The organism is Maribellus comscasis (assembly GCF_009762775.1).
Taxonomy (GTDB): domain Bacteria; phylum Bacteroidota; class Bacteroidia; order Bacteroidales; family Prolixibacteraceae; genus Draconibacterium; species Draconibacterium comscasis.
In genome coordinates this window covers 7483993-7507886 of the sequence record NZ_CP046401.1, presented here as the reverse complement: position 1 = coordinate 7507886, position 23894 = coordinate 7483993, and the positions used below count along the sequence as shown (strand labels likewise).

At 35.8% G+C, this 23894-nt stretch carries 19 protein-coding genes and 2 tRNA genes; 20 read left to right on the top strand and 1 reads right to left on the bottom strand.

Annotated features, from left to right (window positions below; genetic code table 11):
- Positions 1-28: 28 nt before the first annotated feature.
- The 10 genes from GM418_RS30165 (at position 29) to GM418_RS30120 (ending at position 9507) form a co-directional block, all read left to right on the top strand.
- Positions 29-697 (top strand): DUF3945 domain-containing protein, encoded by a 669-nt coding sequence (locus GM418_RS30165; RefSeq protein WP_158871951.1) that lies wholly within the window; start codon positions 29-31, stop codon positions 695-697.
- A 22-nt stretch (positions 698-719) separates the two neighbouring features.
- Positions 720-1586, top strand: coding sequence for a DNA adenine methylase (locus GM418_RS30160; RefSeq protein ID WP_158871949.1), 867 nt, complete (start codon positions 720-722; stop codon positions 1584-1586).
- A 144-nt stretch (positions 1587-1730) separates the two neighbouring features.
- Positions 1731-2099, top strand: coding sequence for a plasmid mobilization protein (locus GM418_RS30155; RefSeq protein WP_158871947.1), 369 nt, complete (start codon positions 1731-1733; stop codon positions 2097-2099).
- A gap of 9 nt (positions 2100-2108) precedes the next feature.
- A complete protein-coding gene (locus GM418_RS30150) occupies positions 2109-3011 on the top strand; it encodes a relaxase/mobilization nuclease domain-containing protein (RefSeq protein WP_158871945.1) in 903 nt (300 codons plus the stop codon).
- Positions 3012-3133: 122 nt separating this feature from the next.
- Positions 3134-4408 carry an AAA family ATPase gene (locus GM418_RS30145; RefSeq protein ID WP_158871943.1) on the top strand — a complete coding sequence of 425 codons (1275 nt, stop codon included), beginning with the start codon at positions 3134-3136 and terminating at the stop codon, positions 4406-4408.
- Positions 4409-4411: 3 nt separating this feature from the next.
- Complete coding sequence (locus tag GM418_RS30140) at positions 4412-5014, top strand: RloB family protein (protein ID WP_158871941.1); 603 nt, start codon at positions 4412-4414, stop codon at positions 5012-5014.
- A 378-nt stretch (positions 5015-5392) separates the two neighbouring features.
- Entirely contained in the window at positions 5393-5614 is a 222-nt protein-coding gene (locus GM418_RS30135) for a DUF2188 domain-containing protein (RefSeq protein WP_158871940.1), read from the top strand.
- 33 nt (positions 5615-5647) lie between these two features.
- Positions 5648-6790 carry an anti-phage 6A-MBL system MBL-fold protein gene (gene mblB / locus GM418_RS30130; protein WP_158871939.1) on the top strand — a complete coding sequence of 381 codons (1143 nt, stop codon included), beginning with the start codon at positions 5648-5650 and terminating at the stop codon, positions 6788-6790.
- 1 nt (position 6791) lies between these two features.
- Complete coding sequence (gene cap2-3, locus GM418_RS30125; RefSeq protein ID WP_158871938.1) at positions 6792-9008, top strand: anti-phage 6A-MBL system cap2_3 protein; 2217 nt, start codon at positions 6792-6794, stop codon at positions 9006-9008.
- Positions 9001-9507: a hypothetical protein gene (locus GM418_RS30120; RefSeq protein ID WP_158871937.1), complete on the top strand. Its 507-nt coding sequence runs from the start codon at positions 9001-9003 to the stop codon at positions 9505-9507. Before cap2-3 ends, GM418_RS30120 begins: the two co-directional genes overlap by 8 nt.
- Positions 9508-9694: 187 nt before the next feature.
- Here the strand turns inward: GM418_RS30120 and GM418_RS30115 are convergent, their stop codons facing one another.
- Positions 9695-14104: an AAA family ATPase gene (locus GM418_RS30115; protein ID WP_158871936.1), complete on the bottom strand. Its 4410-nt coding sequence runs from the start codon at positions 14102-14104 to the stop codon at positions 9695-9697.
- Between the two features lie 418 nt (positions 14105-14522).
- On the opposite strand from GM418_RS30115, the gene GM418_RS30110 reads away from it, so the two are divergent.
- From GM418_RS30110 to GM418_RS30065, 10 genes are all read left to right on the top strand, one after another.
- Entirely contained in the window at positions 14523-15410 is an 888-nt protein-coding gene (locus tag GM418_RS30110; protein ID WP_217447646.1) for an ArdC family protein, read from the top strand.
- 58 nt (positions 15411-15468) lie between these two features.
- Positions 15469-16176, top strand: coding sequence for an HsdM family class I SAM-dependent methyltransferase (locus GM418_RS30105; protein WP_158871934.1), 708 nt, complete (start codon positions 15469-15471; stop codon positions 16174-16176).
- A 226-nt stretch (positions 16177-16402) separates the two neighbouring features.
- Positions 16403-16798, top strand: a complete 396-nt coding sequence (locus GM418_RS30100; RefSeq protein ID WP_158871933.1) for a hypothetical protein — start codon at positions 16403-16405, stop codon at positions 16796-16798.
- A gap of 337 nt (positions 16799-17135) precedes the next feature.
- Entirely contained in the window at positions 17136-18431 is a 1296-nt protein-coding gene (locus GM418_RS30095) for an ATP-binding protein (RefSeq protein ID WP_158871932.1), read from the top strand.
- Between the two features lie 1212 nt (positions 18432-19643).
- Positions 19644-19732: transfer RNA gene (locus tag GM418_RS30090), tRNA-Ser, on the top strand.
- A gap of 42 nt (positions 19733-19774) precedes the next feature.
- A tRNA-Pro gene (locus tag GM418_RS30085) sits at positions 19775-19849 on the top strand.
- Between the two features lie 286 nt (positions 19850-20135).
- The gene (locus GM418_RS30080) at positions 20136-21233 is read left to right on the top strand and encodes a site-specific integrase (RefSeq protein ID WP_158871931.1); all 1098 of its coding nucleotides are present in this window, start codon (positions 20136-20138) and stop codon (positions 21231-21233) included.
- 310 nt (positions 21234-21543) lie between these two features.
- On the top strand, positions 21544-22560 hold the full coding sequence (locus tag GM418_RS30075) for a sensor histidine kinase (RefSeq protein ID WP_158871930.1): 1017 nt from the start codon (positions 21544-21546) through the stop codon (positions 22558-22560).
- Positions 22553-23314: a LytR/AlgR family response regulator transcription factor gene (locus GM418_RS30070; protein WP_217447645.1), complete on the top strand. Its 762-nt coding sequence runs from the start codon at positions 22553-22555 to the stop codon at positions 23312-23314. Before GM418_RS30075 ends, GM418_RS30070 begins: the two co-directional genes overlap by 8 nt.
- 225 nt (positions 23315-23539) lie before the next feature.
- Positions 23540-23890 carry a DoxX family protein gene (locus GM418_RS30065; RefSeq protein ID WP_158871929.1) on the top strand — a complete coding sequence of 117 codons (351 nt, stop codon included), beginning with the start codon at positions 23540-23542 and terminating at the stop codon, positions 23888-23890.
- The last annotated feature ends 4 nt before the right edge of the window (positions 23891-23894 follow it).

Sequence of the window (23894 nt, the reverse complement as noted above, 5' to 3'; positions counted from 1 at the left end):
AATTAATCACGAATAAATTTAAAAGATCATGGAACAAAACACCCGCATCAAGAAAGACGAAATCCCCTTTAACAAACTGGAAAAAGTAGGGGTGAAAAAGGATTTTGTTAATCACATGGACGAAAACGAACTCAGGGACTTTCTGAATGGTTTCCGTTCCCAGAAACTCTACACCATTAACGCTACGGTAAATGACCAGCAAATGCGGATACCGGCAAAACTCCGGTTAAAAAAGGAAGAGGACGGAACTGTAAATGTCAAAGTCCATCCAATTCAGAGATTGCAGATTCCTGAAGAGTACATGGGGCATAAGTTTACCCAGGAAGAGCGAAACAGGCTACTTGCCGAACGAAATTTGGGTAAGACTATTGAACTCACAGGGCGGGATGGGAAGAAAGACAAATACTACCTGGCACTTGATCCCAAAACCAATGAATTGGTCCCGCTTAGGACAAAACACATTACCGTACCCGAAAAAATAAAAGGAGTAACGCTTTCTGCAGAACAGAAACAAAAACTGGCCAAAGGAGAAAAAGTTTACCTGGATAAAATGACCGGACGAAATGGAAAGAAGTTTGGAGCAGCCTTGCAGGTGGATGCAGCGAACCGGACTATCAACTTTTCAGGATTTAAACAAGAGAAGGAACTGGATCAGAAGCAGACAAAAGGCAAGGGGGCCAAGCAAAAGGTAAACTGAAATCTTATAAAACAACAGTCTTATGCAACCAGCCGTAAAACCTTTTTTGAAATGGGCGGGAGGAAAAACACAACTATTGCCCCAAATAAATAAATTGTTTCCAAACCAGCTGGAGCAGTTCGACACCTTTGCCGAACCATTTGTCGGGGGCGGTGCAGTTGTGTTTTATATACTGGAAAATTATCCATTGATAAAAAACATCATCATCAACGATATCAATTCGAAATTGATAAAAACATATATCGCCGTTAAAGAAAATCCTCTGGAACTGATTACTTTTCTGGAAGAATTGCAGCATAAATACTGGGAGTTAGACTACAACAGACAAAGATTGTTTTATATAGAGAAAAGGAAACAGTTTAATTCTGGAAAATTAAACAGCACAGAACTGGCTTCCTTGTTTATCTTTTTGAATAAGACCTGTTTTAACGGACTGTACAGAGTAAACAAAAAGGATGAATTCAATGTGCCTTTTGGAGAATATAGAAAACCGATTATTTGCAACAGGAGTATAATTGGCAGATTGAGCGAGCTACTCCAAAAAGTTACAATTCTGGAAGGAGATTACACGTGCACCGTAAAGTTCCTGCAGGGGCGTTCGTTTATCTATTTTGACCCACCTTATAAACCTGTTTCAGATACATCAAATTTTACAGCTTACAGTACTACCGGTTTTGATGACACCCAGCAGAAAAGGTTGGCATCATTTTGCAAAACATTGGGTGTTGAAAGTAAATGGATGCTAAGTAATTCCTGTAACGGGGACGACTATTTTTTTCGAAAGCATTACAGGAATTATACTATCAGGCAACTGTGTGCGCGACGTTCAATAGGCGCAAAAGCCAGTAGCAGGGGCAGTGTCAGGGAGCTATTAATAACCAATTATTAGAACATAAAATAACTTAGGGGGAGGGGATTGCAAGATGTGCATTTGTATATACAAATGCCTTTTCATCTTGCCCTGCAGGAGCCAGTCGCTTTTTCAAAACCGGTAAGAATTCCCCTCCCCCTAAAGCAAAAATTATAGCTAAAGATGCCTACAAAATCGCCAGAGAATGAAAAACGGGACCAGATGCTTCTTCTCAGGGTAAGCAGGGAAGAAAAGGCACGAATAAAATCGTTGACACGATCCGGAGGTTATCCTTGTATGAGCGATTTTATACGAAACAGAATCTTCAAACGACTAGATAAAAAGATGATTTCGCTGGATGAGAATACCAGTTATCAATTGAAAGGTCTGGACTATGAACTGAATAAGATTGGGGTTAACCTGAACCAACTCTCCAAACGCATGAATTCTTTCGCAGGTTATAATATCGGCGATAACGATCGGCAATTACTGAGACATGCTTTCGAAATGATGACCCAATGTCTGGCCTTTTTACAAAAACACCTTCGATGATTTTTTCCAATGGTCATTGTTATCCATCAATCGCTGAGCACCCAAAACGCCCTGTTTTACAATGAAAAGAAAGTAGAGCAGAAGAAAGCAACTTTCTTTCACAGCGGAAATACACCAATCATCAATCCTTTTGCCGGAACAAAATATGACCGGCTGAATATCCTGACTGAAATTGAAGATCGAAACTCGCGAGTAAAGCAGAAGGCATTGCATATCTCTGTAAATCCAACGGTCAGTGATCTGGTTAAACTGGGAGATTCAGGTATCCGCATTGAAATCAAAAATCTGATGGAACACCTAGACTATGGAAATCAACCTTATTTTGTGTATAAACATGCTGACCTGGACCGGACTCACTTTCATATTGTATCGACCCGGATTGATCAGCAAACAGGCAAAAAGATCAGGGACAATTACGAGAAAGAGAAAGTACAACGGTTTATTAAATCCTTGGAGCAGAAATACGAGCTAACTAAAGAACAAAACAGGGAACAAACGAATTTGAAGTTTTCGGCTGGGAGTAGCAACCTAAAGCGCAACCTGGAAAGTTTGTTTTTCCAACTGAATCAGCTTGAGTCAATAACAACAAAGCAACTTTACAACAAGTCGCTGGAGTTTTTTAATGTAGAGATTCGAAGGTCGGGAAGAGCGCATGTTGTTTTCATCGTTGATGGAAATGGAAACCCGGTTCGTTATCCGATCCGGTTATCGGAATTTGAGGAGAGACCAAAGTTTTATGTTTCAGCCAAGACTGAACAGGAATTACAAATCCAGAAATCGGTGATTGATAAATTTCAGATGGCGCAATGGGCAAGGGATTTGAATAGGTTGATTGAAAGGAATAAGCAAGTTGATTATCAAAAGAAACTTAAACTAAGGAAAAAGGCAAATGGTAAACAGACGCGATTATAATTTTAAAAATCATAATTTTATTTAAGGATAATGTAAAAAATATGCAATATCTAAAAATAGAATTGATTTTATTGTTTTTATTTCGTATTTTTGTAGGAAAAATGTAATAAATAGAAAAAGAAATGATACTGGAACTTAAAATACAAAATTTTCTCTCGTTTAAAAATGAAGTTATTTTTAGTTTTGAAGCGACATCCGATAAATTGCTTGAGGAGTATTATGTAGCAGAAATGCCTGATGAAACCCGAATTTTGAAAATGGCTATGGTTTACGGAGCTAACGCATCAGGTAAAAGTAATTTGCTTGAAACTTTCGAATTTCTGAACTTTTTTACTCAACATATCCCAGAGGAAAAAGAGGGAGGTACGCGTTTTGCTCCTTTTGAATTTGGTGAAACCCGCAAAAAACCAGGAACCTTTGAATTGCTATTTTATGTTGATGGCAAGAAACATCGTTATCAATTGGTAATAGATCGAGATACAGTACTCGAAGAGAAGCTTTTTGTGTATCCCGGAACTCAACCGGCTGCAATTTTTATACGCAGTTTCGATGCAGAAAAGAAGATTTCTGTTGTTCAGTTTGGTTCCAAAGTCAAAATATCCAGTCAGGCAGTCGAAGCTATTCAATTAAAAACACTAAAAAATGCTTCAGTATTTGCTGCTTACAATCAGGTAAACTTGTCTATTCCAGAATTGGATAGCGTTGTAGCCTGGCTTAGAAATCAGTTTTTGAACGTTATTGATCCTTACACTGATTTGACAGGTTTTTCCGATAAGACAATAAAAGACAACGATAAAATGAAGCTGTATGCACTCAAATTCCTCAAGGAGGCCGACTTCAATATTACAAACGTATTATTTGAAGAACGTGTACGTAATGTACCTGAAGAAATGTTGAAATATTTAGATGTTTTGCCAATGACAGACGAGGAACGTTCTACGGTTGCAAAAGAAAAAACCTTGCACTATGATGAAACAATGTTTACGCACAGGATAATTAATGATGGGAAAGAGGAATCTTATAATCTATCTGAAAATAGTCAATCTCAGGGAACGCTTCGTTATTACGGTCTGTCTGCACCTTTTTTTCATGCCATTGAAAAAAATGCCTTTTTGCCTATTGATGAGATTGGCTCAGCATTACACCCTCTGTTGGTAATGCATTTTCTTAAAGAGTTTTTGCAGAAGTCTAATCAGGCACAGTTGCTTTTTACTACCCACAATATGTCATTGCTGAACGAAAAAGATATCCTCCGTAAGGATGCCATTTGGTTTACGGAGAAAGGGGAAGATGGAGCAACAGATCTTTACTCTATGGCTGATTTTAACTTCAGAAAAGAGCTATCTTTTTATAATGCATATAAAATAGGGAAGTTTGGGGGGATTCCGAAATTGTAGCCTATGAGATACATCAGGAAAAGAAGAAATCTTCGAAAACGTTTTGCAGTGTTAGGCGATGGAATAACGGAGCAATGGTATCTGAAACATTTAAAAGATTTTAAGGAATACAGATACAAAATTAGTCCTTCTTTGTTTGCTAATGTAGGTATAGAAAAAGCTGCGCCAATTATTGATGGTTTGTTGGCTGAAGGGTATGATCATGTGACATATCTGACCGATTATGATAGTATAATTTCTCAAGGGAAACAGGAACAGTTTGAGAAGTTCATACACAAATATAGCAAGAGGAAAAAAGTCTTGATTTGTGAAACAATGCCTGCAATCGAGTTGTGGTTTTTATTGCATTTTACTTTTACGAGTCGTGAATTTCCAGATTGCAATCAGGTTGAACGAGAGTTAAAACGGTATTTGCCAGAATATGAGAAAAGAAAATCATTTCTGGAGAAGAAAGCCTGGTTTGAAGAAATGGTACAGGGACAATCAGTGGCTATTGAAAGAGCTGAACAACTATTAAAACAAATGTCAGATGGAAATACGGGAGTACATTTTCCATATTCACGAATTCCTGAAGCATTGCTTGAGTTTGAACGACAGAAAAAGTAACTATATGAATTATAACGAAATATGTAGATTGTTGGATAATATGACAAGAGACAAGGTGTCAGTTAATAAGTCAGTTAACAAATTGGGAAAAGACTGACAAATTTACATTTGTTAACAAATTTTAACAATGGTCTGATTTATGGTATGACAAAACATAGAAGATAAAAAACAAAAGTCGCCTTCGCAGCGACTTTGGGCTTGGAAAAATGCCTGCAAGCTATTGAGGTAAAACCTCAATCTTTTCCAAATGAGGCACAAATATAGAAAATTCTTTTTATATCTGTCTTCTTTCCCATAACAACTGCGAAGCCCTTAATGTTTAGTTCTGTTTTGTGGCAGAACAAGGAGAATAGTAGTATTAATTTAATTTTTAATCCAATGGGAAAAAATCAACATGTTGTTCCCCACAACGGAAAATGGGGTGTAAAAGGAGCCGGTAATAATAGAATTACGAAATCGGCTGAAACACAAAGTGATGCGATGAAAATAGCAAAAGAAATCGCAAAGAACCAAAAATCAGAAATGATTGTGCACAGACCTAACGGTCAGATTCGGGAAAAGAATAGCTATGGAAACGACCCTTTCCCTCCGAAAGGGTAGAGACTTGAAAATCATTATTTTAAAAGTTAAATTATGAGTAACAAGCATATAGTTAAATATTACCCAGTTGACAACGCAGACACCTCTTTAATAAAATTAAGTGATAATACAACTATTCAGGTTGATTGCCAAATTAGAGAAGGGGAAGAAAATTCGGATGGTGTTAAAATATATGATGTCAAAAAAGACATTTTGAAAGAACTCCAAAATGACGGAAATAATAATCCGTATGTTGATTTGTTTATTTTGTCGCATCCTCATAAAGATCACTGCGCAGGATTTGAGAAAAATTATTATTGTGGTGATCCAGATGAATATTCTGAAGACAATAGGGAAAACAATGAGATAATGATAGGTGAACTCTGGCTTACTCAAATGGTTTTTGGAAATGACATCTGTGATGAAGCTAAAGCAATCAGAAAGGAAGCAAAACGAAGGAGAAAATTGTTTGAGGAAAATCCATTGGAGGCTAATAAACAAGGTAACCGATTACATATAATTGGCTACACTAAAGATGATGGAGTTATAAATGGACTCAGTTATATTCCAGGAACCACTATAAATACAATAAATGGAAAATATAATTATTACGCTTCTATTTTTATACATGCCCCATTCAAAAGCGATTTAGTATCGGAAACCGCTAATGAGGACCATAATGCTACAAGTATTGTTTTCCAGATTTCTTTTAAAACCAGTGTTGGAGGGGAGATAAAATCAAGAGCAATTTTCGGTGGAGATGCGGACCATTACATTTGGGAAAAAGTGAAAAGTATTTCTGAAGATAAAGGAAACGAAGATAAGCTAAAATGGAACTTGTTTTTAGCGCCTCACCACTGTTCCTGGTCCTTTTTTAATGACCGGCCTTATGAAGATAATAAAGACCCCAAGGATTATTCATTGGAGTTATTGGATTATAAGGAAAAAAATGCCCACGTCATAGCATCTAGTATAAAAATTAAAAATGAAAAACCTAATCCTCCTCATCATCCGGCAAAAACAGAATATATTAATAAGGTCGGTGATGCGTATTTTAGAAATACAGCAATTAATGTTGACGAGAAAGCTCCGGAACCACTAAAGTTTGAAATCAGCGACGGTGGTACCAAGTTACTAAAAGTTGCTGGAGCGGCAGGTCCTGTAATTGTCGAGAAAAAAACTCCAAGAGCTGGTTAAGATGAAATACACTTACAATATATTGGAAGGTGATGAAATATCTTTTGAGAACTTAAAATTAGCAAGGGCGCGTAGAGTCGCCCTTGCTGTTCAACGACATCCATATTGTATTTCAGAGTCTGTTTTATACGTTGTAAAAAAAACAGGAGAAGAGATAATATATCTAACATTTGACAATGAAATTCCAGAAGAACCATTGAATGGAATTCAGGCATATGAAGACGTGGCTATTATATGTCACCCAGATGATCAAATGCACCCAGAAGTCTATGCTCTTAGAACCGATTTTAAAAATGGGCTTACACATACAAATGTGAAGCTATTTGAGCATCCTGTTAGCCTTTGTGTAACAGAACAAAGCTTCGAAGAGATAAGGCATCTCTTCAATGAGTATGAGTTTATTGAATCCATAAGACAATGGTTCAGCTTAACTGCTGAAGATAAGCTGCATCAGGAAGATCAGCCTTTGGAAGCCTTTTTCCATCCTAAAGGCTATGCGGTATTACATCCGCAATTTCGTCCATACGAACCGTGGTATTTGGAGCAAATTGGAAACTCAGAAATGTATGCAATTACTAATAATCTGAGCGACAATTTATCATTCTCACTTTATTATTTTGAAGCAGATCCTACACTTCATGGATTTATCAGAAGGGAACCTAAGAGTGTTTCAGATTTAGATGAAACTATCACTGTGTCTGGGATTCCTTTTTCCGAAGTTGTTACTAATATGCTAAACTTCGGGTTGAATGATTTTTCTGAGAATAAAGTTCAGTGGAGCTATGGTATTGCTTTTTTAGCGAAGATACCTGTATTAAGAAACATTAATGATGAAACCCCATCGAAAGATATCTTTTTGTTATTCACAAGTAAAAACAGCATATTAGACTTAGGTCAGAGATCCGGTTGTATTGATAAAGCTCACGATAAATGGGCTCCTATTTTGTTTAAAAAATTTGATGTATCTCTTGTAAAAAATCTTAACATCGAACTATACTCTACGATGGACGATTTTTCTACTCTTTCTGCTGCAAATTACAACAACATTGAATTCAACGAATCAAGCTATTTTTTAGTTGGTGCTGGAGCTTTAGGTTCACAAGTGCTTAACCTGTTTGCACGCATGGGATATGGAAAATGGTTTTTAACAGATCATGATACACTATTTCCTCATAATATTGCTAAACACGTACTGGGGAGAAACGATGTCGGATTTAATAAAGCACTACGATTGGCTCAGCAGATTAATCATATGGTTGGATCTGAAATGGTGGTCCCATTTGATAAAAAATTTCAGGACTTGGAGGTCGACTCAAGGTTTGCGGAGATAATTAGCAAGGTTGAAGTGATTTTTGATATGTCAACCTCAATTGCTGTTGCAAGAAAACTAGCACGAGATTGTAATGAAATAACAGATGCTCCTCGTATTTCATCTTTTCTTAACCCTACCGGAACAGATTTAGTAATTCTTGCTGAAGACAAGCAAAGAATGCATAGGTTGGATCTTTTGGAGATGCAATATTATCGTTGCCTTACTGAGACTCCTGGGTTGCAAAATCATCTTAAAATTACTTCTAAAGAAAAAATACGTTATAATCGAAATTCTTGCAGGGAAATAACTAATAAAATTAATCAAACGGATGTTGCCATACATGCCTCAATTTGTGCAAAAAAAATTCAGGATATTGCAAAGACAGGAAACGCAAGTATATCGATTTGGAAAATTACCAATGATACTCAAGAGGTAAAAAAGTATAATTTTACTCCAACTCATTGGACAGATTTTGTAGATTCCGGCTGGAATATTTGTGTTGACGATGCTTTAATTGAGAAAATGCACACTTATAGAGAAACAAAGCTACCAAATGAAACGGGTGGCATTTTGGTTGGAACTGTTGACAATGAAAGGAAAGTTGTTTATCTAGTAGATACAATTTTTGCTCCCATAGACAGCATTGAAGAAGAAACTGGTTTTGTTAGAGGTACAAAAGGGTTAATTGAAGAATATAGAAACTATATGGAAATAACAGACAATCAGTTAATGTATTTAGGCGAGTGGCATTCTCATCCGAAAAATTGTTCAACAAAACCAAGTAATCTTGATGAGAACTTATTTGAATACTTGGCATTCAATTTGGGTATTCAGGGATATCCAGCGGTAATGTGTATCATTGGTGATAACAATATTAACCTAAGAATAAGCCTTAATAATGAATGAATTAGTTAATAAACTTTCTTCGTACAATCTATTTAACTATCTATTGCCAGGAGTATTATTTGTTGTAATACTCAACTTAACATCAAGTTATGACCTTTTACAAGATAGCCTTTTTGAAGGTGCGCTTTTATATTATTTTATCGGGTTGGTAATAAATCGAATAGGTTCCTTGGTTATTGAGCCAATTTTTAAAAAAATAAAGTTTGTGAGTTATAAAACGCCAGAAGAGTTTCGAAATGCATCGACAGTTTATCCACGCATATTGATCTTCTCCGAAACGAATAATATGTTTCGTGGATTGTGTGCTATGTTTTTAATTTTAATTATAATCGTTGGCCTAGATAGGTTAGGAGTGCAAGTGGACTTCAATAATGGGATGATTCAACTTATTTCTCTAGTGGTCTTATTGGTGCTTTTATTATTCTCATATAGGAAACAAACAAAAGTTATATTCGATAGAATAGAAGATGTTTTATCTGATCATGGGAAGAAAGAATAGTTGACAACTGTAGCTGATACGTTCTCCTAAAAGCAGTATAAATATCATAAATCTTGATGAAGAATTCTGATTTTTAACGAAAAAATTATATTGACTGTCGTTATTATTTGAATGATGGGAGAGGTGATTTTAATTTATTCATAAGTGCGCAATAAATTATATTTTCCCGCTTATCATGTGTTCAATATTAGTCATCCAACTCCCTTAATATTTTATCAATTTCAGGTTTTGAGTTGATTTGTTGAAGTAACTCATCAAACACATCCATGGCAAAATCCAGGTTTCCATCCAATGAATCGTATTTCCTGATTGAATTATATGATAACATTAGTAACTTAATCGGATCCTCGACATCATGTCTTCTTTGGGCAATTCTCTTAAAATCAATGTCATGCAAAAACTCGATGCATTCATTTGGATAATCTTTTGAGCAGTCAAATAAATAATTATAAAGACTATATAACCGCTCCTCATTGCTGGAAGTAATGAATTGTTTTATGATGTTTTTCACAGACAGGAGGTTGTGAGGGGTTAAATGATGGAAACCGGAGGAATAACTATCCTTAATATCACTTCTTTGATCATTCACATAATGATTAAGGACATATAAACATTTTTCTTTGTATTTTTCATCATGCAGATATCTAAAAGCTTGATTTATAGATTCTCCTATGGAAGCAGGATGAGTTTCATGCAATTCAAACAAAAGCTCTTTACTTTTTTCATTTCCATAAAACCACCCATATAGCAGATATATTCCCAAAGATTTTGCAGATGAGGGCATGGAGATTGTTTGTTGTATAAAAGGTAAAATATCATTGAAACAACAGAAAAACAAATGATTTAGCAGGGCTCTTGACACTGTATATACTTCTGAGCTCACTTCTTTTGTGTATCGAATAAATAGGTCTTTAAGTTGATCGCTATTAAAACCGCAACCATTGTCGACACTGTGAAGTACGACAAGTCTTAATTGTATTGGAAGGGAATCGCAAATGCTCAACAGATAGTTAAGAACATATTCTGTATAAGATTTTAACCCAGATAATCGGACAAGTAACTTAATAGCATGAGCATTTATTGTACGCCATCCTTCACTAAACAATTTATCGTTACTTTCATCCTTATCCCTACTGTCCAAAATATACCCACTGCATTTATTCTCAAACGGCGATTCGATATATTTTTCCCAAAACTCGATAAGCTCCTGATCAATGACAGAATTCTTTAAAAAGTATTTGGATAAGTCTAGGAACGAAGAACGATAAATTTCGTTAATATCCCGATTCATAAGTAAAGAATAAAGAGCACGAATTTCTTTCACGTCAAATCCACCTTCAACTAGTCCCTCAAGTCCACTTATTTGGTACCTGATATTTACATCGTTTTTGAATATCAGTTCAGATATAAAAGTGAAATACTTTTTAGGATCTTTTTTAACTACATCTCTAAATGCATTGGCATGTCCATCAACACTAAAAAATCCTCTATTATAATAGTGGTGTTCTTCAATATCGTATTTTGAAAATGACCGGGTCCATTGATTTAACGTAAATAATTCATACCTGTCATTCGAAACAAGTCCACCAGATGTACCTGCCATCGTCACGCTATGGTTCGGTTTAACATTTTTATAAGTCAATCCTTCAAACCTTCTGCTCCACATAAGCATGCTGACTTTCAATGAACTATTTATGTCAATTCCTTCGGTTGGAATTGAATTGAGTAAAAGCCATTGATCATATCCCCAAAATGGTAGCGGATAAAGCTTATTTTTATATGCCCCGTATTTTATTCTTTGATTTTTGTACTCCCGATCAGGAACAAAATCCCTTTTTGTAAAATAAGTCAGGATAAATTGATTTAACTTTTTTCGTTTTGTGTCTGAGAACAACAAATATGATTTTCTGATTAGGTCTCTATACCAGTACCTTAAGTCTTCTACGAGAAGTATGTCTTCAACAAGTTCTATATTCACCAACAATGAAAATATGTCACTTAAGAAAGTTTGTGGATTATGGTTTAAGACCTGAAGCGCAATAAAGATTTGGGTTGACTGTTTGGAACTTAAATACTCAGCCAATTCATTTCGTACAAAAACATTATTTTCATTTTTATGCAAGTAATCGACAATCCAGTTCAGGTATTTGTGGTATTCGTACATGTCAGGATTGTATTCCTGAAAAGCAGAATCTTCACGTAATGCACGATATTCCAAATATGGATGATCAAAAATGGTTTTGTCAATCAAACAAAGAACAATTTCTTTTAAAAATGAATATGCTTTGATAGGAGCTTCTTTGTAGAGATTTTCACAAAAATCAACAAATTCCGATTCCTCAGAATGAAATCCCAGTTCTCTCTTTCTTTTCTTTACCCAATCAGGTAGATTGCTTAAAAAGATCTTTTTTGCTTCATCAATGGCAAAGTCCGGATTTGATTTTATAGCGTTACTTAGTATATGCAGCCTTTCTCTGTCATTTCTTATGAAATCCTTTTCGATAGAAAAATAAGCATTTGCCACAATTGGCAGTGAGAATTCTTTTGTCCTGTATAGTATCCAACTGATAAGATTCCCTCTGCTATTTTCATCTTTTATTTTATTCAAAAGATGAATCGCATTCTCAATATCATTATCTCCCGAAAATACAATAAACCGGGTGACAGTATCTCTGATTTGATCATCACCATTATTTATAAGATCAAGCAATATTTCTTCTCGTCGGATAAAAAAGGTAAACCATGTTATCTCTGGTATAGAATAAAAAAATGATTGTGCTAAGAACTTATTATATGGAATTATTGAAGTAATTAGCTGAAACTCTCCAGTTTTTGGATTTTCTTCAAATGATAAAAGTTCAATTATCAAGAGCTTAGTATGATACCTTATTTTATCCGAGAAAATAATAGATTTCAATTGCTCAATATATTCTTTATAATTATATAGCCTTAAATAGGCAAGAACCTGTTTGGTTACTGATCGGATAAATAATCCTTGGTGCGGTTGATTGGTTAGGAATTCAAAAATGTTTTCACTTTTCTTTTCGACAAAGTTTCTCGCATAAGTGTAATCGTAGAAAGATTGATGAAAAAATTGAAGGCCAGAGTTATTCTCAATAATAAGATTTTCGGATTTTAGATATTTTAATGGTTCGTAAAAATTATTAAACAGCAAAACAGGGACACTTAAATTTTCTTGGCGCTCATATATTTCGTTAGCAATATTATACAACACTGATTCAAGAATTTCAGGAGCGATATCTACTTTTTGCTTTACTTCCTTGATCTTCAGATTCCAAAGAGCATTATACAAGTCTTGAAGGTTTCTAATTTCATTTATTGATAGTGAATCGTTAAAGATTCTACAGAACACGTCCAGATGTAGTGGAGTTTTTAATAAATCAATAAAATCCTTCGGATACTTTGCACTTTTTTTAGTTAGTTGAAAAAGAACATGCTCTACTTCTTTTTCTGAAAGTGGTGATACTTTGATTATTTTCTTATTTAGATACTGCCTTAGTTCCATATCATGATTCAGGTCGAAAATGCGGCATGAAATAACGACACGGATTTTTTTGTTCGATGAAATTTTGTCGACTAAAGAGGTATATGCCCTGATTTGTTCTCTGTTTGCAGAAAGGGATTGGGATAAAGCATCTATCTGGTCAATAAGAAGAACAACATTTTCATGCTTTGAAAGTAGTTGTTCAAACATTGATTGAATATCTGCATCTAGGTTCAAAATGGATTTTTCGGGATTAATCGCGTTCAATATTTTCTTATCTGCCTTTAGTCCGAGTACGGGAATGCTATCTTTGCCTAAAATATCAATTAAGTCTTTTAATATGACCGTTTTACCAGTTCCTGCACTACCTGCAAGTATGGCGATATTGGATTCTTCTTCGACTAATTCTTTAAAAATCCAATTATAGAGTTCTTCAGTTTCTTTTCTGATAATATGAGAGCCAGGTAGATTTGGAAAATTATTATCGATATTATACAGTTCTCCTGAGGCTGTTCTTAATTGATTGTTTATTTCCGAATCAGAAATTTTAAAAGTAGTGGATAATACTTCTAATCCATTAAAAGCTTTTACATACTCAGGGCCAAATATATCCAGAACAACTTTTGGATATTCTTTTAATATCCTTGATATTTGAATTTTATCCCATTTAATAAGGTCAATTCCATCATTTTTAAGTAAGGCTTTTTGTTCTTCAAATGCGTCTTGTATTCGGTTACTGTTAAGGGGACAAGCTGTACAGATAAAGAATCTCTCGCTTTTATGAAAGTATTTCCCTTCCCTGAATTTTGAGATTACACGAATTAAATCCTGTTTTTTAAAATGCTTGTACTTTTTGCACTGATATACAGAATAGTTTCCATCTTCATGTCGAGCAAAGATATCAATTCCCTGTTGGTTCTGCCCGTTCCTACCAAGCCTTTCACTTTCCCATATTGAGAATTCCGTTTGTACAAGATTCAAACAAAGTTGTTCAAAGTCTTCCCAGGGCAATTCTTCTGTTGGCAAATATTGAAGATTGGTTCTAACTGGAGGCTTAATATTAGCGCCAACTGGGCTTATGGTTTTATTCATAAGATTATATCTGTGCCTTTTATTTTTTATTAAAAGAGATTATTTTGTTCCTTAAAAATAGTAAATATCCTGACTGTCAAGACCAATTTAGAGAGTAATCCTAAACTGACGTTTTGTCCTCTTCACTCAAATTTCCGTCAAAGTTATTGATCGCTTCCCGGAACGGTAAAGGGGAACTCGCTTTTCGTGGCTCGTTTCCTTCGGATGCGTTCAGTTTTTTGCCCTATTCATTATTGATGAAGGTATTAATTCAAAAAATACGAGTTTGACAAAAAACTGACATGCACCCCGTTGACTTAATCCGGGACAGATCAATGATGGTACGCCAAAAATTTAAGTTTAACGGCGTGCCAGAAGCTAAAATAAGACTGCAGGGCAGCAGCATTTTCTAATGAATTCTTCATTTAACATTTATGAAATGGTTAACAACCTGATTATCGAACGCCTTGAGGCAGGTGTTGTTCCGTGGCAAATGCCTTGGAAAATAGAAACCGCGCTCCCTCAAAATATGGCTTACTGTAAACCGTACCGGGGTTTCAATTTCTGGTACCTGCTGACGGTGACAAAACAATATGATTCCCCGTTTTTTCTGACTTTCAAACAGGTAAAAGAACTAGGGGGCCATGTTTTAAAAGGTGAAAAAGGTTTCCCTGTTATATTCTGGAAGCTTTTGGACATAGAGGAAAAAGATGGCAATGTTGATCAGGTCCCTTTTCTCCGTTACTACACGGTTTTTAACCTGAAACAAACTGAAGGGATTGATGAAAGTAAAATTCCGGCTACTGAAGCTCATGACCATGAATTTGACCCGATTGCCGATGCTGAACAATTGGTTGAGTTTTGGTATGATAGTCCGGAAATCAAACTGAACCAGTCCCATGCATATTATTCCCCAACAAAGGATTGCGTAGGGATGCCCAATTCCCGGTCATTCTTCCATGATGAGCAGTATTATTCAACCCTGTTCCATGAACTCATCCATTCTACAGGACACGCTAAAAGATTAAACCGCCATGAAAAATTGCCCAACCACCAGTTTGGTTCCAGGGATTACAGTCAGGAAGAGCTGGTGGCCGAAATGGGTGCAGCCTATTTGTGCTACATACTAGGTATTGAAAATGCCACTATTGATAACAACGCAGCATACATCAAAAGCTGGATTGAAAAATTTAAGGAAGATAAAAAGATGCTGCTGATAGCTTCGTCACAGGCTAAAAAGGCGGTTGATTACATTATTGAACATCAATCTATCCCGAATTGGACAGCAAATACAAACCAGTCTGGACAATTGGCGGAGGCAGTTTAGCCTTCGCCTTTTTTTATCTCAACAACTTCACAGTTAATCACAATTAAGAATTTGAAAAATGAAACAATTAAAAAGTTTTTCCCAGTATATTCAGCAAATCGGTTACAAATATGGTTTGCATCCGGTATTTGAAGATTTTCTTGAAATAGTGGTTTGTGCCCTGTCATTAGGCGAAAAAGAAGACCGTTATCTTGAAATAGTCCGTAAATACGAAAAACCGGATGCTTACCTGCTGGCTGAAGCATTCGGAGCACTTGTCATAGAGATGGATAATAGTGGAGAAGGTTTGAAAGACGGATTCGGGGACTTTTATATGGAATATCTCAGTCACGGTCATAACGGACAATTTTTTACCCCGGAACCGGTATGTGAATTAATGGTCCAAATGCTAAACCCGACAGAAATAGGGGAGCGGGTGGCTGATTGTTGTTGCGGATCGGGACGGATGTTGCTGGCAGCAGCAAAAATAAGCAGGGGTTCCTTGTTTTTCGGGGCAGATATTGACCGCACCTGTGCTATGATGTGCCTGGTTAACCTGTGCCTGAACGGGCTTTTGGGCGAAGTATGCTGGATGGACACATTGACGAACCGCTTTTACGCCGGATGGAGAATTGAACTTCACCCTGAGCATGGAGTGCCGTACATCAGAGAAGTTACAGAAGCAGAAAGTTATATGGTTTTAAGGTTACCTGAAAAGAAACAGGAAATCGTTGCTAAGCAAGTGCCGGAAGCAGGAGTATCCCGGCAATTACTGTTTGAATTTTAGGGGCAAAAAAGCCCCTTTTTGTTCGTTTTAAACGTTTTATAAGGTAGAACCACTCCATTTGAAATTGCAGCAAAGATATTCATCGCTTTACGGAAAAGTCAAGGGCGGCCTACAGCCGCACTTCGTGTTCGGTCAGCTTCCGGGATTCCGGAACCAGACATTCACCCTTGACAAGAATCCGTGACAGCTCAATACTGGTTTTGCCGAAATTTTAACGGCGTGCCAGATGCCAAAACAAACCTCCAGGGCAGGAGTAAAATTAATGACAAGTACAGCTAAAAAAATCAATGCTGAAAGTAATGGACAAAACAAAACTTCCATGGCAGTGGTGAAAAAGGATGAAAAAGCAGTTGTAGAAACCCCTTCACTGGAAAAAAGAATCCAGAAGGTAGAGGATTTGAGTATGCTTATTGAAAGGTGGCGAAAATTGTCGGAAACACGCAGGAACCTTCAGACTTTCTCGTTGGGTGCCGATGGCCTGGGTGCAACAATGTTCCTCAGGGATGCCTCAGGAAAGGAGTTTAAAACCTCCAACACCCCTGTTGTATCAGCCGTAATAGAGGAGATCAAATCCACTTTGGATAGCAAGATTAAGGAAGTTGAAGAACAGATTAAATTCTGAAAAGGAGAGAGGCGAAGGCCTCTTTTTTTTGTCGTTTTAATTACAATCAAAACTGTTGTTTTTTCTTGCATTACAAGAAAGGATACTTCAATGGCCAGCGATATTTTGTTGTTTATTTGATACATTTAAATATATTTTGTTGAAAATAAACAACATTTAATGGCAACAAATAAACAGATATTAATTTAGATTATGAATAACAATTTTTGCTTATAGTGTATTTTTGTTTGTTATAAATGACAAAATAATTTAATCTTATATTGATAAAAATGTGTTTTAAATTCATATTTATCTTGATAAAAGTGTAGTTTTGCATCAAATTTAAATGGATAAATGTATGTATCGGGAATTGATTGTCAGCTTAAAAAGGTGGAAAGAAGATAAATTCCGTAAGCCGCTTATTGTCAGAGGTGCCCGACAGGTAGGGAAAACATGGCTTTTACAGGAGTTTGGCCGTACCTCCTATAACAAACTCGTTTATGTAAATTTTGAAGAAACCCCGGCATTACAGAATATTTTTTCCAATGATTTTGACATTGAGCGAATCATCACAGTACTCCAGATACAGTCCCAAACAACGATAACAGCAGAAGATACACTGATTGTTCTTGATGAAATACAGTCGGCGGAACGTGGAGTGACTTCCCTGAAATATTTCTGTGAAAATGCTCCTCAATACCATGTAATTGCGGCTGGTTCACTGCTTGGAATGGGATTGCACAGCCAGGTTTCGTTTCCGGTTGGCAAGGTCGATTTCCTCGACTTACGTCCACTTTCGTTTTATGAATTCCTGCTTTCACTGAATGAATCGGCACTGGTCGATGCATTAATGGCGAAGAACTGGAGCGTTGTTTCCGTCTTTACCGAAAAATTGAAAGAATATCTTCGTTATTACTTATACATAGGGGGAATGCCTGAAGTCGTATCTGCTTTTATCCAGACCCGTGACTGGCAATTAGTCCGCCGGATTCAAAACAGGATACTTAACTCGTATGAAGGTGATTTTTCAAAACATGCATCTAATGAAACCGTTCCCCGGATTCGGATGGTTTGGCAAAGTATTCCATCACAATTGGCCAAAGAAAATAAAAAATTCGTGTATGGGGTCTTAAGAGAAGGCGCCCGTGCCAAAGATTTTGAATTGGCCATTCAGTGGTTAGTGGATTGCGGCTTACTGCTGAAGAGTCACCGAATATCGAAACCAGGAATTCCACTGGCAGCATACCAGGAAATTTCTATATTCAAATTGTTCCTGCACGATGTCGGTTTACTTGGTGCCATGGCCGGACTGGATGTGAGGACAATTATTGAAGGAGATGAAATTTTTACAGAGTTCAAAGGCGCTCTTACCGAACAATACGTGATGCAGCAACTACGTTTGAATAGTGAGCGTTATATAGGGTATTGGACAAACGAAAGGAGTACTTCCGAAGTTGATTTTGTTATTCAGGAAGAAGGAAAGGTTATTCCGGTTGAAGTAAAATCGGGTGAAAACCTGAAAGCGAAGAGCTTCCGGCTTTTCTGTGAAAAATACAAACCTTCAAAAGCTATCCGAACATCATTAACCGATTATAAGGAAGAAGAGTGGATGATAAACATTCCATTATATGCCATTTGGGAAGGGAATTTATAAACAGCTTATAAAAATAAGATATATCCAATTCTAAATTCAATCTGCTAAAATAGAATTAGTGATAGCCAATGTCTTTTTTCATTAACCTGTTGTTTTGTATCACAATTTTTAATTCAATAAAAGGGGAAATCGAAATATGGTCTTGATATTACCACTGAAGAATACTTAAAAATAATTTTCGATTTCTTTTATCTGAAATTCTCAGTATTTTTCCTATTTTAGTACAATACATTATGGGGAATTTCAAAGAGTGACTAAATCGGGACCTGTAATAATTGATGATTTTAAGTGTCAGTAAATAAATTAGTTATAAAAAATATTCGAATCCCGTCCGGGGTACAAAAAGAGTCGGATTATTTCTGGCTCTTTTTTATTTTATAAAAAAGGATTTATTTCCTGCCTCAATATACTTACTGTGAGCTCTCATAAACCGTGCGTTTAACGACACCGGGGATGAGTTTTTTAATCCGAGGTCTTTAAAAAATAACGAAATTGATTTTGATTTGGGACAAATACAGGAAATTAAAGGTGATAAGATAACAACTCAATTCAAAATTTTAGACAAAAAAAATCCGCATTAATTCCGTTTGTGTAAAACCCCTGATTAACAGGATTTGAGCGCCCGGTCGATCAAACTTCCACCGGTCCGAGGACTCATCCCAAAAATTCGGGACTACAAGGCCTGTTTTAGCGACCATAAAGAGCTTACTCGGTTTAAATTTTTCTGTTGAGTTTACCAACTGATGAATCAATGCGGACAATATCTTTTTTCCAGTCAAAGAACTCTGATTTCTTAAATCAAATGTAGTTCGTAGCTTTTATTTTTGCAAGTTTTTTAACCTTTTTCTTTATTGGTTTAAGTGTAATGTATTGTTGTTCATATAGTTAATTGTGGTATTTGAATATGGAGAAAAGCTTCTTATTCAAAATAATGTAATTTAAACTATTTTTATGATATTCAGAACTTTGATTTAGTTTGTTGTATTATTTTACTTCAGCCATTAAATGAATCCAACAAAAAGAGGGAATGGAGTACGAAAAATTCAGAAGTAAAAATTAGTCAAATATTTTTTGAAAAGATTTTGCCAATGTAAAAACAATTAATACATTTGCACGCACGAAAAAAACAGGTTTACAGCCTTTGTTCTTTGAGAATAATAAATAAAAAATGTTGGTTACTAAAGCCAATTTATTTTAGCAATAAACCTGCATGGTGAGGTGGGTGAGTGGCTGAAACCACTGGTTTGCTAAACCAGCGTACGGGTAACACTGTACCGCGGGTTCGAATCCCGCCCTCACCGCATATTGGATATAATTGTCCACTAGTTAATTTTAGTAAAATTCGGGGTATAGCGCAGTCCGGTTAGCGCACCTGCTTTGGGAGCAGGGGGTCGCAGGTTCGAATCCTGCTACCCCGACTTGAAGGGAATTCAAAGGATATCAAAAGTCCGCAAACGCCAGTGTTTGTGGGCTTTTTTGATTTTTTAACATATCATTTTAGACCATTAAAAACCAGTTCCCACGTGAACTATAAGGTGACCTGAATATTTTTTTAGATTTAGGTCACCTTTTATTCTGTATGCACAGTTAATACTGATGGTACAGAAGATTGTTGTTTAGTTTCATTTAATGTGTTTTGAACTAAAATGAAACTTTTCAGGTGACCTATATGGTGACCTTTTTAATGGTTTATTTTAATTTGATATGAAAAGAAAAACACTTACAGCTACATTTGGTGTCCATTTTGTTATCCGAAAAGAAAAGGCAAAAAACGGGAATGCCCCGATATTTGCGAGAATCTCAGTAAATAGACAACGTTGTGAGGTATCTGTCAAAAAATCGATCACAGTCAGGGATTGGGACAGTCGAAAGGGAAGGGTCAAATCGTGGAAGGACGAATACAAAAACCTAAACTCTTTTCTTGAACAGGTTAGAACAATATTAGTTGAACATTACCAGGATTTAGTGGTCGAGAATGAGGAAATTACACCGACTGCTGTTAAAAACCGTTTTTTAGGATTAGACGATTCCGGTTATTCGCTGTTAGAATTATTTGATTACCATAACGATCAAATGCAAAAAGTTTTAAAATGGGGAACCTTGAAAAACTATTTCACAACAAAAAAGTACATGGTTTTATATCTGGAAGCTCATTTAAAGAGAAAGGATATTCCACTTACTCTTTTAAATTACAAGTTCATCAGCGAGTTCGAAAACTTTTTACGCAATTACCAACCGCTGGACCATCACAAACCGTTAGGGAATAATGGAGTTATGAAGCATCTGGAACGTTTACGTAAGGTCATAACACTGGCCGTTAAAATGGAATGGATCAATAAAAATCCTTTTGCTTCCTACCGGTTAAAATTCAAGAAGGTCAATCGTGAATGTTTAACAGGAGAAGAACTTCATAAGCTTGAAAATAAGAATATTGAAATTCAAAGATTAAGATATGTTCGTGACTTGTTTGTTTTCAGTTGTTATACAGGACTTACTTATGGAGATGTGATGCGACTTTCCCCGACAAATTTACAGTGCGGGATTGATGGTGAACTATGGATTTTTACGCATCGGGAAAAAACGGATAATCCGGTGCCGGTTCCTTTATTGCCCAAAGCAAAGGCAACTATTAAAAAATACAGAGAGCATCCCAAGTCGTTTTCGAGGGGAACAATCTTTCCGTTAATCTCAAATCAAAACCTGAATGCATATTTAAAGGAGATTGCTGATATTTGTGGAATCAAAAAGCACCTTACTTTTCACTTGGCCCGCCACACATTTGCGACAACTATAACATTTTAAAATATCTAACTGTAAAACAATAACTTGAAAAAAAGAAACCCAGAATAGGTAATGGTTTAGAAACGAGCAAAACTCTTTGGTCTGCTTAGTTTTTCCATTGTTTCAAATAACTCTTTTGCAAAGGTATAATTATTTGCAACATTGACAAGCCCACCCACATTGCACACATTGCCAAAGCCCCACGAGCCAACGTTACAACCAAAGCTTTACCAAAGAGTGCAATCCCCTTCTTAATACCTTAACCTACAAGCGACTCTATAATTCTCATAGATATTGTACATTTGTAGCTTTCAAGTAAAACCTGAAAAATATGTGCATCAAAACCAACAAAAAAGAACTTTATGAAACAGCGATAATCACTTCGCCTATAATAGCACTTTTTGAATGTTCTGTTATAGCCCTCTTAACACATCAAACAGTCGCCCGTTTTTTAGTTGGAGTGATTGTTATCACCATATTATCCCTGTTTATTTGGTTGATTAATATATTTGTTTTGAATATAGAAAACACTACCGGAGCAAAAACAAGCTGGAAAAGGTACACGCTCAGCTATATGTTTTTGTTGATTTTCTTCGCGTTTGCATCCATTACCACAGATATAATATCCAATGAGAGCCACACAACCCCATCTGTTATACTACAATTAACAAATATATTATCGCTAAATGCTATCGTTCTTATTATGGTAAACAATATGATAATGCGTTCTCAAAAATCACAAACTGAAAGTGAATTAGCCAATTTAAAGATTAAGCATTTAGAGGCAGAACATCAGCAGCTAATTCAACAGTTGCAGCCTCATTTCTTGTTTAATTCATTTAGTACACTTAAATCAATCATTGGCACAGATACAGAATTAGCACAAGAATACCTTGTTAAACTTTCCAACTTTCTAAGATTTACGGCAACAGCACACCAAAACACGATTATCCCGCTTTGTGAAGAACTGGAGTTTACCAAAAATTACATTGATTTACAGCAAATTCGATTTGAAGATGCTCTATATTATAAAATATCCATCCCTGACAATATGATTTCTCAATTTGAAATTCCCGTGTACGCGCTACAATCATTAGTAGAAAATGCCATAAAGCACAACGCTTTTAACAATGAAAACACTTTAAAAATTGACATCGTTTTTGACAATGGAAACCTTATTGTCTCAAACAATAAATTACCTAAACCACCGGGTGAAACAAAGAGTGGCATAGGGCTTAATAACCTTAAAAAAAGGTACAAACTAAGTACAGGACAAGAAATTAATATAGAAGAATCTTCTATGAATTTTAGAGTGACACTCAAATTAATCAGTAAAAGGTATGATTAAAACTGTTATAATTGAAGATGAAAAACGAACAGCGCAGGATTTAGCTGATACGTTAAAAAAAATAGACGGCGACCTTGAAATAGTCAGTATTTTATCTTCTGTAAAACAAGCCGTAGAATTCTTTAAAACAGAAGATGATTTTAATCTGATTTTTTCAGATATACAACTCACTGATGGATTATGTTTTAATATTTTTAAAAGTATCAAAATAACTGTGCCTGTTATTTTTTGTACAGCCTTTGATAAATACACTTTGGAAGCATTTAATGCAAACGGGATTCATTACATTCTCAAACCTTTCAATAAATCTTCTGTCTCCGAAGCATTAGTGAAATATCAAACCTTAAAATTAAACTTTACAACTCAAGACAATAATAAATTAATTCAAAAAGCAGAGCAGCAGATAACGAAACAACCAGCCTCATCAATTATCATCAATCAGGGAGAAAAGATTATTCCGATTAATATTCAGGAAATTGCTCTGTTTTATTGTGAAAATAAATACGTATTTGCCCTAACTTTTAATCAAAAAAAACATATTCTGACTCATTCCGTCGAAGAACTTGAAGGCATTTGTGGCGCTTCATTTTTCAGGGCAAACCGCCAATATCTCGTTAGTCGAAAAGCAATAAAAGACGCCTCCCGGCATTTTAACAGGAAAATTCTGATTAATTTGACCATTGCATATTCTGAAAAAATACTGGTTAGCCGTCTTAAAGCCCCCTCATTTATAGCGTGGCTGGCTCAGGTCTAATATCTCTGGTATATCTCCATAGTTGAGTTTTCAGGAAAATATCCGTCCCCTAAGGGGTAAATTTCCACAACACTCTCCGGCTTGTACTGGGATATGAAACGCAAAAGCCTCACGTTTATTAAGAAGTGTCATTTCAGAGCTAAATTTGTACACTTCAACCAATAATTACTTTCCCAATATACTGCATAAAAGTTTCTTTGCTCCGCAAATTAAAGACGGTATAAAGTGAACAGGATAAAAAAAGTAGGAAGGAAATTGTATTGGGTACCGTCTTTACTGATGGCGTTGGATGCTTTAATAAAATTTTTTTCTTCACCCTATTTGGAAGAGTTATCGCAAATAGTACCCAAAGATAAAATCGTTTGGATAGCAATAATTGAACTCTGCATTGTACCTGTCTTTCTTTTTGAAAACACCCAATTAATTGGGCTTTTACTGGTATTTTGCTTTTGGGGAGGAGCAATGGGGGTTAATTTGAATCATGACTACTATAATTACCTGCCAATAGGGATTTTATTTCTTTTTTCAATTTCTATGCTATTTAGAAATTCTTCAAGTCACATAAAAATCACATAAAGAA

Excerpts from the sequence above, each read along its gene's own strand:
- GM418_RS30075 (WP_158871930.1), top strand. The coding sequence starts at position 21,544 with ATGTGCATCAAAACCAACAAAAAAGAACTTTATGAAACAGCGATAATC.
- GM418_RS30110 (WP_217447646.1), top strand. The coding sequence starts at position 14,523 with ATGGTTAACAACCTGATTATCGAACGCCTTGAGGCAGGTGTTGTTCCG.
- GM418_RS30095 (WP_158871932.1), top strand. The coding sequence starts at position 17,136 with ATGTATCGGGAATTGATTGTCAGCTTAAAAAGGTGGAAAGAAGATAAA.
- GM418_RS30100 (WP_158871933.1), top strand. The coding sequence starts at position 16,403 with ATGCCAAAACAAACCTCCAGGGCAGGAGTAAAATTAATGACAAGTACA.
- GM418_RS30120 (WP_158871937.1), top strand. The coding sequence starts at position 9,001 with ATGAATGAATTAGTTAATAAACTTTCTTCGTACAATCTATTTAACTAT.
- GM418_RS30150 (WP_158871945.1), top strand. The coding sequence starts at position 2,109 with ATGGTCATTGTTATCCATCAATCGCTGAGCACCCAAAACGCCCTGTTT.
- GM418_RS30160 (WP_158871949.1), top strand. The coding sequence starts at position 720 with ATGCAACCAGCCGTAAAACCTTTTTTGAAATGGGCGGGAGGAAAAACA.
- GM418_RS30115 (WP_158871936.1), bottom strand. The coding sequence starts at position 14,104 with ATGAATAAAACCATAAGCCCAGTTGGCGCTAATATTAAGCCTCCAGTT.
- mblB (WP_158871939.1), top strand. The coding sequence starts at position 5,648 with ATGAGTAACAAGCATATAGTTAAATATTACCCAGTTGACAACGCAGAC.
- GM418_RS30145 (WP_158871943.1), top strand. The coding sequence starts at position 3,134 with ATGATACTGGAACTTAAAATACAAAATTTTCTCTCGTTTAAAAATGAA.
- GM418_RS30155 (WP_158871947.1), top strand. The coding sequence starts at position 1,731 with ATGCCTACAAAATCGCCAGAGAATGAAAAACGGGACCAGATGCTTCTT.
- GM418_RS30135 (WP_158871940.1), top strand. The coding sequence starts at position 5,393 with ATGGGAAAAAATCAACATGTTGTTCCCCACAACGGAAAATGGGGTGTA.
- GM418_RS30080 (WP_158871931.1), top strand. The coding sequence starts at position 20,136 with ATGAAAAGAAAAACACTTACAGCTACATTTGGTGTCCATTTTGTTATC.
- cap2-3 (WP_158871938.1), top strand. The coding sequence starts at position 6,792 with ATGAAATACACTTACAATATATTGGAAGGTGATGAAATATCTTTTGAG.
- GM418_RS30165 (WP_158871951.1), top strand. The coding sequence starts at position 29 with ATGGAACAAAACACCCGCATCAAGAAAGACGAAATCCCCTTTAACAAA.
- GM418_RS30105 (WP_158871934.1), top strand. The coding sequence starts at position 15,469 with ATGAAACAATTAAAAAGTTTTTCCCAGTATATTCAGCAAATCGGTTAC.
- GM418_RS30140 (WP_158871941.1), top strand. The coding sequence starts at position 4,412 with ATGAGATACATCAGGAAAAGAAGAAATCTTCGAAAACGTTTTGCAGTG.
- GM418_RS30070 (WP_217447645.1), top strand. The coding sequence starts at position 22,553 with ATGATTAAAACTGTTATAATTGAAGATGAAAAACGAACAGCGCAGGAT.